The sequence below is a fragment of the Microthrixaceae bacterium genome (genome assembly GCA_016702505.1).
Classification (GTDB): domain Bacteria; phylum Actinomycetota; class Acidimicrobiia; order Acidimicrobiales; family Iamiaceae; genus Aquihabitans.
The window spans coordinates 1-11,269 of the sequence record JADJDU010000007.1; the positions used below are offsets into that span (position 1 = coordinate 1).

At 68.9% G+C, this 11,269-nt stretch carries 9 protein-coding genes and 1 tRNA gene; 8 read left to right on the forward strand and 2 right to left on the reverse strand.

Annotated features, from left to right (window positions below; all coding sequences use genetic code 11):
• Positions 1-125: 125 nt before the first annotated feature.
• On the forward strand, positions 126-311 hold the full coding sequence (locus IPG97_07275) for a hypothetical protein (GenBank protein ID MBK6856337.1): 186 nt from the start codon (positions 126-128) through the stop codon (positions 309-311).
• Positions 312-538: 227 nt separating this feature from the next.
• Here IPG97_07275 and IPG97_07280 read toward each other — a convergent pair whose 3' ends face one another.
• Positions 539-901, reverse strand: coding sequence for a hypothetical protein (locus IPG97_07280; protein ID MBK6856338.1), 363 nt, complete (start codon positions 899-901; stop codon positions 539-541).
• Between the two features lie 731 nt (positions 902-1,632).
• Positions 1,633-1,721 (reverse strand) — tRNA-Leu (locus IPG97_07285).
• Positions 1,722-1,845: 124 nt separating this feature from the next.
• Between IPG97_07285 and IPG97_07290 the strand changes: the two genes are divergently transcribed.
• The 7 genes from IPG97_07290 (at position 1,846) to IPG97_07320 (ending at position 11,244) form a co-directional block, all read left to right on the forward strand.
• Positions 1,846-3,597, forward strand: a complete 1,752-nt coding sequence (locus IPG97_07290) for an amidohydrolase family protein (protein MBK6856339.1) — start codon at positions 1,846-1,848, stop codon at positions 3,595-3,597.
• A 98-nt stretch (positions 3,598-3,695) separates the two neighbouring features.
• Positions 3,696-5,210 carry a hypothetical protein gene (locus IPG97_07295; protein ID MBK6856340.1) on the forward strand — a complete coding sequence of 505 codons (1,515 nt, stop codon included), beginning with the start codon at positions 3,696-3,698 and terminating at the stop codon, positions 5,208-5,210.
• A 69-nt stretch (positions 5,211-5,279) separates the two neighbouring features.
• Complete coding sequence (locus IPG97_07300) at positions 5,280-6,770, forward strand: hypothetical protein (GenBank protein MBK6856341.1); 1,491 nt, start codon at positions 5,280-5,282, stop codon at positions 6,768-6,770.
• On the forward strand, positions 6,691-6,867 hold the full coding sequence (locus IPG97_07305; protein ID MBK6856342.1) for a hypothetical protein: 177 nt from the start codon (positions 6,691-6,693) through the stop codon (positions 6,865-6,867). Before IPG97_07300 ends, IPG97_07305 begins: the two co-directional genes overlap by 80 nt.
• Before the next feature lie 28 nt (positions 6,868-6,895).
• Positions 6,896-8,047 carry a hypothetical protein gene (locus tag IPG97_07310; GenBank protein ID MBK6856343.1) on the forward strand — a complete coding sequence of 384 codons (1,152 nt, stop codon included), beginning with the start codon at positions 6,896-6,898 and terminating at the stop codon, positions 8,045-8,047.
• Positions 8,048-8,838: 791 nt separating this feature from the next.
• Positions 8,839-10,395, forward strand: a complete 1,557-nt coding sequence (locus tag IPG97_07315) for a carotenoid oxygenase family protein (protein MBK6856344.1) — start codon at positions 8,839-8,841, stop codon at positions 10,393-10,395.
• A 105-nt stretch (positions 10,396-10,500) separates the two neighbouring features.
• A complete protein-coding gene (locus tag IPG97_07320) occupies positions 10,501-11,244 on the forward strand; it encodes a succinate dehydrogenase cytochrome b subunit (GenBank protein MBK6856345.1) in 744 nt (247 codons plus the stop codon).
• The last annotated feature ends 25 nt before the right edge of the window (positions 11,245-11,269 follow it).

Consider the following 11,269-nt stretch of genomic DNA (forward strand, 5'->3'; position numbering starts at 1 on the left):
GGTCGCATCCCACATCAAACCGTGGGCAAGCTCGATGATCGGGAGAGGCTCGACCCGTTGAACGGCGTCGCTGCGTGTCCCCACCCACGACGCGGCCTTCGACAGCGGCCTTATAACCGTGAACGGTGGGCTCAGGGTCCACCGAGCCCCACCGCTCGTCGCCCGCCGCCGCCGATCCGGGTGTCTCCGACTACTTCGGCGACGCCCTCCGGCCCATCCTCCTCATCCCCACTGGCGGTCACGCGCCAGGCGCTGCCTACCTCACCTGGCATCACGAGAACATCTACCAAGGCGATCTCGCTGCGAGCTGAGCGCCCCACCGCCCACCAGTGCATCCGCATGGCTTGGCCGCTTGCGTCGCGAACCTTGGGAGGCGGATCGGCGGGACTTTACCTCGGGGAACAGACCAGTGGGGCATCGGGGCCGCGCGAACCCTGGAGAGGTTGCTCACGGCGCACAGCAGGCGGACGTTCTCAACTGGGGCTGCCCGCCCGCGAGTAGGGACGATGTGGTCGAAGTGCAGACCGGTCGTGGCACCTCAACCCCCCACGCATGTGCCGCGGTCGCGTTCGGTGACCGCCTGGCGGACGTGCAGCGGGATGTAACGCGACACCGCGCTGTGGGGACGGACACGCCAGTTCTGTGGGTCGTAGGTGTCGGGTGGTTCGGCGAGCGGCGATCCGGTCGCTAGAGGCGGGAGAGCGATGGCATCGAGGTCTTCGTCAGTCAGGCTCCTGTAGCCGTTCCGCCCGAAGTTCTGGCCGCTGGGGAGGCTGATGTCCAACCGCTGCATCACGATCGGCGCCCACGCCAACACAAAGCCTTCAGGCGGGCGGCTGAGGTGGTAGTCGTTGAGATCGTCTCCGGCGAGGCCATACGACCTCAAAGCGCATCGAGGCATCAGCGGTGGACGTATCCATCGTGGAGCAGAGCTGCGACCCGGACTTCCCAGTAGATCCTGCGAGTCTCGGTATCCCTGGGTAGACCACATCGCCCTCTTCGATCTGGCTGTACGGGGCCTGCTTGTTCTGCCACATCTGGAAGAACACTTGGTAGGCGAGCTCTGAAGGCGAAAGGTTCGGAGTTCTGGGAAGTCGCGGCGGCTGAACAAGTACCGGCTGGGCAGGTCCTTGCGCACATTCCCGGCGGGAGGCTTCATGTGACGCGGCTCGTCCGAGGCTGAGGGCGGCAGTCCAGGGAAGACGGCGGCTCCGCTCCGAGCAGCCGATTCAAGGGTGGCTCGAAGATCTATCTCACCAAGGTTCTCGACCATCTCATAGCCGCCGATCAGCTCCAGATGACGTCCAGAGCGTCGTGCCTGAGAGCAGCCTGATCCTCCTCGGCAACATCGCTGAGAGTCAGATAGACGCTCCCTCGTCGATCCGGATGTTCGTCGCTCGCGCTAGTGCGAGCCGGAGGAACATCCACGAGCCGCTGGACCGCTAAGCCGAGTGGGCGTGTCGTCCGCGTCCTCGTCGTCCCGTTGCCCAGCAAAGAACGCGACGATGCACGGACGGAATCGGGCGGTGAACCGCCGCTGTGTGCAGCAGTTTGTGCAGTGGAGTGCAGTAGATCGGCCGATCCCGGCCCGACCTGGCTGGCGCCGTCAGGCACATATCCACAGGTCAGAGGTGGTGCCCGGGGCGGGGATCGAACCCGCACGGAGGTTGCCCTCCGGAGGGGTTTAAGCCCTCCGCGTCTGCCAATTCCGCCACCCGGGCGATTGGAGCGAACCTCTGGAGAACTCCGACAGACGGGGACGGAGCGAGCCGTTTCGGGGTGAACCGGACCGGGCCGGTAGCCGGGCATCACCCAGGGGCAAGCGAAGCGAAGGGGACAGGCATCGTGTTCGATCTGGTCATCAAGGGTGGAACGGTCGTGGACGGCTCCGGGGCGGCACCGATCGGGGCTGACGTGGCGGTCAGCGACGGGAAGATCGTCGAGGTCGGCAAGGTCACCGGCGGGGCCCGCCGGGAGATCGACGCCGACGGGGCGCTGGTCACCCCCGGTTGGGTCGACGTCCACACCCACTACGACGGGCAGGTCACCTGGGACGAGGTGATGGAACCGTCGGCCAGCAACGGGGTCACCACGCTGGTCATGGGCAACTGCGGGGTCGGGTTCGCGCCTGTACGCCCCGACCACACCGCCGATCTGATCGACCTGATGGAAGGGGTCGAGGACATCCCCGGCACCGCCCTCAGCACCGGCATGCCGTGGGGTGAGTGGGAGACCTTCCCCCAGTACCTCGACGTGCTGGCCGGGCGCCGCTACGGGGTCGACGTCGCAGCCCAGATCCCCCACGGGGCGGTGCGCTTCTACGTGATGGGCGAACGGGGCGCCGCCAACGAGGACGCCACCGCCGAGGACGTGGCGGCCATGGCGTCGATCGTGGCCGAGGCCATGGCGGCGGGGGCGGTCGGGTTCACCACGTCACGCATCCCCGGCCACAAGTCCCGCTCGGGTCGACCGGTGCCGGGCACCTATGCCGGAGCCGTTGAGCTGACGGCCATCGCCGCCGAGTTGCGGGCTGCGGGCCACGGGGTGCTCGAAGCGATCGCCGCCGGCACGCTGGGCAGCGTGTCGGGCGACCCGGTGCGCCAGCTAGATGAGATCCCGCTCCTCACCGACCTGGCCCGGGCCAGCGGTCGGCCGGTCACCTTCACCCTGCTCCAGATGTTCGAGGACCCCGGCCACTGGCGGCTGGTGCTCGATGCCGCCGAGGCCGCCAACACCGAGGCGGGGGTACGCCTCGCCCCTCAGGTGATCCCCCGGTCGGTCACGATCATGACCAACCTCGACGCCTACCACATGTTCCAGAACCGGCCCACCTACCGAAAGCTGGCCGGGCTGGGCCTGGCCGAACGGGTGGCCGAGATGCGCCGCCCCGAGGTACGGGCGGCGATCTTGGCCGAGGACGACATCGACGACGGTGGAACCGACGTGAACGCCACCCTGGTGAACGCCCTGGGCATGGCCCTACCGCTGGTCTTCTCGCTGGCCGCCCCGGTCAACTACGAGCCGACCATGGACCAGTCGGTCTTCGCCCGGGCCACCGCGGCCGGCCAAGACCCGGCCGAGTTCATGTACGACCGGCTGCTCGACGACGACGGGCGGGCCTTCTACGCCCTGCTCGGCTCGAACTTCGCCGGAGGCAACCTCGACGTGTGTCGGGAGATGCTGGCCTCTCCCCACACCGTGACCGGGCTGGGCGACGCCGGGGCCCACGTCAACCTGATCTCGGACTGTTCGGCCTCCACCTTCCACCTCACCCACTGGGCCCGGGATCGCACCGCCGGCGAACGGCTGCCCGTCGAACTGCTGGTCCACAAACTGAGCGGGGCCAACGCCGCTCTCTACGGCTTCGACGACCGCGGGGTGGTGGAACCGGGGCGGCGGGCCGACCTGAACGTGATCGACCTGGACCGCCTCACCATCGGTGCCCCCGAGTTGCGCCACGACCTGCCCGCCGGGGCCAGCCGCATCCTCCAGAGCGCCCACGGCTACGTCGCCACTGTGGTGGGCGGCGAGATCACACGAGCCGACGACACCGACACCGGCGCCCGGCCCGGTCGTCTCGTCCGCGGCCACGCCTGACCGCGTGGCACGCTGGTCCTGCGGCACCCAGGGGACCGGTACCGCTCGACCGTTCGAAAGGACCCGCCGCGCCCATGCTGGGAAGAAGGATCGCCGCCATGATCATCGCCGGATCGCTGCTCACCGCCACGGCGTGCTCATCGAACACATCAGAGGACGGGGCCACCGACGAACCGGCATCCACCACCGCCGATGGTGGCGGGGCCAGCACCTCCACTCCCCCAGTGACCCGACCCGACGGACCGGCCGCTGACCTCACCGAAGAACTCACCGGCGGCAAGGGGGCCATGATCGCCTCTGCCGATCAGACCACGTTCTCGGCGCCGGGCTACGTCGAGCACGAGTTCGTGGCCGCGGGCACCGCCGTTCGCTACCAGGCCGACGGCGAGCTCTCCACCGACGGCACCTGGGATCTGACCGAAGGCGACAGTGCCGACTATCGGACCCGGATCGTGGTCCGCCGACCCGAGAACGCCGACGATTTCAACGGCACCGTGGTGGTCGAGTGGTTCAACGTGTCCGGCGGTCTCGACGCCAACCCCGACTTCACCTTCATGCAAGAGGAACTCCTCCGCGGCGGTTACGCCTGGGTCGGGGTGTCGGCCCAGCACATCGGCATCGAAGGCGGCCCGGTGCTGGTCGGGGTCGAAGCCGGCAAGGGCATCGCCGGGCGGGGCCTGAAGGCCATCGACCCCGAGCGATACGCGTCGCTGAGCCACCCTGGAGACGCCTACTCCTACGACATCTACACCCAGATCGCCCGGGCCCTTCGCACCGAGGACTCCACCGCCCTGGGCGACCTGACACCCGAACGCATCCTGGCGGTAGGTGAATCCCAATCCGCCTTCGCCCTCACCACCTACGCCAACGGCGTTCAACCGTTGGTCAAGCAATACGACGGCATCTTGATCCACAGCCGTGGAGGTCCGGCCGCTCCGCTGGGCGAACCCGGCGCCGGCATCGACCTGGCCGGCAGCCTCGGCGGGGCCCCGACCCAGATCCGCACCGACCTCGACGTCCCGGTCCTGATCCTCCAGACCGAGGGCGATGTGATCGGGTTGCTCAACTACTTCCCCGCCCGCCAAGACGACACCGACCACATCCGCCTGTGGGAGGTGGCGGGCAGCGCCCACGCCGACCGCTTCCTGGTCGGTGACGTCGGGAACTCGCTGAACTGCTCGGCACCCATCAACAACGGACCGCAGCGGTTCGTGGTCCGGCCCGGTCTGCGAGCCCTCGACACCTGGGTCCGCACCGGTGAAGCGCCGCCCACCTCGGAGCGCCTGGAGACCACCACCGGGCCCGGCGGGGCCCCGGCCTACGTCCGCGACGCCGACGGGATCGCGGAAGGTGGCATCCGGACGCCGGTGGTCGACGTTCCCGTCGACGTGTTGTCCGGGGAACCCGGAGCCGACTCGTCGGTGGTGTGCATCCTCTTCGGCACCACCATCCCGATTCCCGCCGACCGGCTAGCCGAACTGCACCCGTCGGCCGCGGAGTACACGGCCGCCTTCGAGAAGGCAACCGATGCCGCCATCGAGGCCGGGTTCGTGCTGAGCGATGACCGGGCCGAACTGCTCGACATGGCCCAGCCCGACCGGCTCGGCTCCTGACCTCGACCTACCCCTGACCGACGCGTTTGCCGGGCACGGCTGGCGGTCACCGATCTAGGGTGCGCCGCCATGATCACCAGGGGACCACGTTCGATCATCGCCGCTGGCTTGGCGTGCATGGCCTTGTTGTTCGGGACCGTCGGCTGTTCGTCTGACGACGATGCCACCGACCGTTCGACCACCACCGTTGCCGGCGCCGACCAGGGCGGCACCGCCACCACCAACCCGGGCGACAAGACCGAGCGGGGCCTGCCCGCCGAGCGGGACCGCCAAGACTCCCCCGCCGCCGCCGTGGTGGGCGCACTCACCGGGGGGACCGGCACCGCCCTCACCGACATCCGTGACTTCGACCTGGAAGGCAACGGGTTCGTGCAAGAGGAGTACGCGGTGGAGGGAACGGCCACGTCCTATGTGATCGACGACGCGGCCACCGACCTTCCCGGTTCGGGCGAGTTCAACCTGAGCGAAGGCGACACCGCCGACTACCGAACCCGCGTCGTGGTCCGCCGCCCGGCCAAGGCCGAGGACTTCAACGGCACCGTGGTCCTGGAATGGCTCAACGTGTCCGGCGGAATCGACGCCAACCCCGACTGGACCTACCTGGCCGACGAGATCATCCGCGGCGGCTACGCCTGGGTCGGCGTCTCGGCCCAACACATCGGGGTGGAAGGTGGCCCGGTGGCGGTGTCGGTCGGTGCCGCCGGCGACCTGGCCGGCAAGGGGCTCAAGGCCATGGTCCCCGAACGCTACGGCGAGCTCAGCCACCCCGGAGACGCCTACTCGTTCGACATCTACACCCAGGTGTCCCGGACGCTGCGCCAATCGGGGGCCGACGGTCTGCTCGGCGGTCTCGAGCCCGAAGCGATGATCGCGGCGGGCGAATCCCAGTCGGCCTTCGCCCTCACCACCTACGCCAACGGCGTGCAGCCCCACACCCAGGAGTTCGACGCCTTCTTCATCCACAGCCGGGGCGGCGGAGCCCAAGGGCTGGGCGGTTCGGGCGGCGGTGTCGACATCGCTTCGGCCATCGGCACCCAGCCCACCCAGATCCGCGAAGACGTCGGCGTACCGGTGCTCATGCTGCAGACCGAATCCGACGTGGTCGGCCTGCTCAACTACTTCCCCGCCCGCCAGGACGACACCGACACCATCCGCCTGTGGGAGGTGGCCGGCACCGCCCACGTAGACCGCTACATGCTCGGCCCCATCGCCGACACCATGGACTGCGGCGCACCCATCAACGACGGCCCCATGCACTGGGCGGCCAAGGCCGGGCCCGCCACCTCGACACATGGGCCCGCGGCGGCGACGCCCCCCCAAGGCCCCCCGCTACGAGGTCGACGACTCGGGGGCGGAGCCCGCCTACGTGCGGGACGAGAACGGCATCGTCGAGGGTGGGATCCGCACCCCGGCGGTGGACGTGCCGGTGCAGATCCACTCCGGGGTGGCCACGCCCGGCGGGTCGGTGGCGTGCCTGCTGATGGGTTCGACCCTCGAGGTTCCCGCCGCCACGCTCACCGACTGGTATCCGACCGAGGACGCCTACCTGAAGGCCTATGAGGCCTCCGCCGACGAGGCGATCGAGGCTGGATTCGTGCTGGCCGAAGACCGCGAAGCGATGCTGGCCGACTCCAGGGTGGAGCTCCTGAAGGGCTGAGGCGCCCGCACCACTAACGTCGCCGCTCGTGGAACTGGCCGGGCCCTGGGAGGCCACGCTCGCCGATGACGAGAGCCGTCGAACCTGGCTGGACCACGACGACGCGGAGCAATGGACCAAGGTCGACGTTCCCGGGCACTGGCGGTCCAACCCGGCCTTCGCCGACACCGACGGGCCGCTGCTCTACCGCACCCGTTTCGACCACCCGGCGCCCGAGACCGGCGAACGGTGGTGGCTGCGCTTCGACGGTGCCTTCTACCAAGGCGACGTGTGGCTCGACGGCGCGTACGTGGGCGACACCGAGGGCTACTTCTTCCCCCACTGCTTCGAGGTGACCGAAGCACTCGGAGCCCGAAGCGACCACCTGCTCGGGGTCGAGCTCACCTGCCACCCCGAAACCGACCCGGCGGTGCGACGCAACATCACCGGATCCTTCGGCGGGTCGGTGGGGATCGACCGCGACTGGAACCCGGGCGGCCTGTGGCGTCCCGTCCACCTGGAACGAACCGGGCCGGTGCAGATCCGCCACCTCCGGGTGGTGTGCCGCGACGCCAACGAGAACCGAGCCACCGTCACCTTCCGGGCCGTCCTCGACTCGTCGGTGGCCGGCGAGGTGACCCTGCGGTCCTCGGTGGGCGACGTCGACCACATCGACCAACGGCGGTTGGCCGCCGGTGAGAACCAGGTCGAATGGCAGATCGGGGTGGAGGACCCCGACCTGTGGTGGCCCCACGCCCTGGGCGACCAACCCCTCCACGACGTAGTGGTGGAGGTGGCGGCCCACCCCGACCCCGACGGCGACCAGCTCCCCGAGGAAGCTCCGCTCAGCCACCGGGTCACCCGCCGGATCGGGCTCCGACAGGTGTCGATGCGGGGCTGGGTGTTGCACGTCAACGGCGAGCGGATGTTCCTCAAGGGCGCCAACCAGGGGCCGGCACCGGTGGTCGACCGACGAGGACCACACCCCCGCCCCGGCGAGGAGCCGAGCCCGGGCCCTGCTGTCCCAGGAGCTACCGAGCTGGAACAAGTCGGTCCTGGACCGCTCCGTGAAGCGCACCATCGACAAGGCCGACGGCACCAGGCCGGTCATCGCCCACTCCGGGGTCCTCCCCCACCCGCCGCTGTTCGACGGAACCGACAGCCACCTGTGGTTCGGCTGGTACCACGGGGAGGACCGTGAGCTGTCGGGTCTGGCCCGGCTCATGCCCCGGATGGTTCGGTTCGTGTCCGAGTTCGGGGCACAGTCGGTGCCCGACACCGCCCAGTTCTGCCAGCCCGAACGTTGGCCCGACCTGGACTGGGACGGCATGGCGCGCCACCACGGGTTGCAACACGATCAGCTCGATGCTCGGGTCCCCGCCGCCGACCACCCCAGCTTCGACTCGTGGCGCACCGCCACCCAGACCTACCAGGCCAACCTGGTCCGCCATCAGATCGAGACGCTCCGCCGCCTCAAGTACCGGCCGACGGGCGGGTTCGCGGTGTTCTCGCTGGCCGACGGACAACCCGCCATCGGGTTCTCGCTGGTCGACCACCGGGGACGAACCAAACCGGCCTACGACGCGCTGGTCGAAGCGTGCCAGCCGGTGATCGTCACCGCCGACCGCCTCCCGGCCGAGGTCATGGTCGGTGAAACCCTGGCCATCGACGTCCACGTGGCCAGCGATCTGCGCACCCCCATGCAAGACATCGAGGTGGACGCCCACCTGAGCTGGGAAGGCGGCGACCAATGCTGGCGATTCGGCGGTCACGTGGACGCCGACACCTGCGTGCGGGTCGGCACCTTGTCCATCGAGGTGCCCGACGCCCCCGGCCCGGTGACCCTCACCCTCGAGTTGACCGGAGCCGACCTACCCGTCGGCCCCGCCGTGCGGACCGATTCGGGCCACATCGTCCGGTCCTGAATCGAGGCTCCCGACAGGTCCAACCCTGGTAGACAGCGCTCCACCGCCCCACGAACCCGGAGTCGCAATGACCCAGAGGCCATCGGGACCAGTCCCGTCACGTCGAGAGATCCTGCGGGCACTGGGCCTGGGGGCGGGGGCCGTGACCCTGGGAGGGTCCGGGATCCTCACCGCGTGTGGCGGCGACGGATCGACGTCCTCGTCGTCATCGACATCGACGGCGAGGACGGGTAGCTCCACATCGGCGGCGGCCACCACACCGACCGTGGCCCAGACCCCCTATGACCCCAACCGTCCCTACTGGGTGCAGGGGAACTTCCGCCCGGTCACCACCGAGGAGACCCTCACCGACCTGCGCGTCACCGGCACCATCCCCTCGCGCCTGTCCGGACTGTTCGTGCGCAACGGGCCCAACTCACAGTCCAAGACCGAACCAAGCCACTGGTTCCTGGGCGACGGCATGATCCACGGCGTTCGCATCTCAGACGGCAAGGCCCAGTGGTATCGCAACCGCTACGTCAAGACCCCGCTGGCCGAGTCCGGCAAGGACCTGCTCGAGTTCGGGGGAGTACCAGGTCAGGCCAACAACCAGTCCAACGTTTCGGTGATCCACCACGCCGGCAAGCTGCTGACCTTGGGCGAAGTGGGCTGGCCCTTCGAACTGAACCCCGACGACCTGTCCACCGTCGGCCCGTGGGGCTACGACGGGAAGCTGGGCGAGACGATGACCGCCCACCCCAAGATCGACCCGACCACCGGGCGCATGTACTTCTTCGGCTACGAGTTCGTCACTCCCCGCCTCACCTACTACGCCGCCAGCGCGGCGGGTGCCCTCGAGGTGGTGAGCCCCATCGCCGTGGACACGGCCACCATGGTCCACGACTTCGCGATCACCGACCGAGACGCGGTGTTCTGGATCGGGCCGGTGGTCCTCGGCGCCGATGCCGCCAACCCCTACCCCGAGATCCCGTTCCACTGGGACGAGACCGGGCCGTGCCGGGTGGGGGTCATGCCCCTCGACGGTCCCGGCGATCAGATCCGCTGGGTGGACATAGACCCATGCTTCGTGTTCCACGGGCTCAACGCCCACCGCGACGGTGACGACGTGGTGCTGCGGGTGGCCAAGATGCCCGAGGCGTTCGGCCGCCGCGGCGACCTGGTGCCGTCGCAACTGACCGAGTGGCGCATCGGCACCGGTGGCGCCGATCTCACCTTCTCGGAGACAGCCCTCTCCGACCGGGAGATGGACCTTCCCACCCACGACCGCCGCTTCACCGGTCGGGCCACCAGGCATGGCTGGCTGGCCGCCGCCCCCACCGAGGGCGATTTCGGGTTCGAGTTGGGCGGCGTGGCCCACGTCGACCTGGAACGGGGAACCGAGGACGTCTGGGACCCAGGGGCGAACCTGCGATCGGGTGAAGGGTTCTTCGTGCCCGCCAGCGAGGACGCGCCCGAAGGCGAGGGCTGGGTGTTCACCTACATCTGGGATCGCACCACCGACACGTCTTCACTGGGCATCTTCGACGCCCAAGCCATGGCCAAGGGCCCGGTCGCCCAGATCCACCTGGGGGTTCGGGTCCCGTTCGGATTCCACGGCTGGTGGGTCGACGAGTCGCTCCTCTGAGCGGCCCGACAACCCGGCACCGCCCCCCATCCACCTGACGGTGTGTCAGGAAATCGGGGCGTCGGTTTCCTGTGTGGGGGTTGTGCAGGGGTAAGTTCGCTCGTGATGGCTACGACAACGGTTGCCCGCGGCTCGGCTGGAGCCGGCGCCCGGGCCAAGCGCCCCGCCCCGTTCCCCGTAGAGCTGTACCGGTCCGCCCTTGGCAAGAAGTACGTCATGGCGGTCACCGGGATCATGCTCATGGGCTTCGTGTTCGCCCACATGGTGGGCAACCTGAAGATGTACCTGGGGGCCGAGGACTTCAACCACTACGGGCACTTCCTGCGGGAACTGCTGGTGCCGATCCTGCCCCGAACCGTGGCCCTGTGGGGTCTGCGCCTCGGGCTCATCGCCGCGTTCGTGCTGCACATCCACGCCGCGTACTCGCTCACCATCATGAACAAGAAGGCCCGAACGGTGAAGTACCAGTCCCCCCGGGACTACGTGGCGGTCACCTTCGCCGGTCGCACCATGCGCTTCACCGGCCTCATCTTCTTGTTCTTCTTGGTGTGGCACCTCTTCGACCTCACGTTCACCGGTACCGGCTACCACTACGTGCGGGGCGAGGCCTACGAGAACGTGGCCAACAGCCTCAGCCGGATCCCCGTCGCCCTGCTCTACATCGCCGGCAACATCGCCCTGGGCATCCACCTTTTCCACGGGGCGTGGAGCCTCTTCCAGTCCATGGGTTGGAACAACCCCCGCTTCAACGGTGCCCGCCGCAGCTTCGCCACCGCCTTCGCCGCCATCGTGGTGATCGGCAACGTGTCGTTCCCGATCGCCGTGCTCGCTGGCGTAGTCAGCGTCTGATCCGGCCGACCCCAACGCCCCGCAG

What these genes read in the sequence shown, in the direction of transcription:
- IPG97_07280 (MBK6856338.1), bottom strand. Translation starts at nt 901, where the DNA reads ATGCCTCGATGCGCTTTGAGGTCGTATGGCCTCGCCGGAGACGATCTC.
- IPG97_07295 (MBK6856340.1), top strand. Translation starts at nt 3,696, where the DNA reads ATGATCATCGCCGGATCGCTGCTCACCGCCACGGCGTGCTCATCGAAC.
- IPG97_07300 (MBK6856341.1), top strand. Translation starts at nt 5,280, where the DNA reads ATGATCACCAGGGGACCACGTTCGATCATCGCCGCTGGCTTGGCGTGC.
- IPG97_07305 (MBK6856342.1), top strand. Translation starts at nt 6,691, where the DNA reads ATGGGTTCGACCCTCGAGGTTCCCGCCGCCACGCTCACCGACTGGTAT.
- IPG97_07315 (MBK6856344.1), top strand. Translation starts at nt 8,839, where the DNA reads ATGACCCAGAGGCCATCGGGACCAGTCCCGTCACGTCGAGAGATCCTG.
- IPG97_07320 (MBK6856345.1), top strand. Translation starts at nt 10,501, where the DNA reads ATGGCTACGACAACGGTTGCCCGCGGCTCGGCTGGAGCCGGCGCCCGG.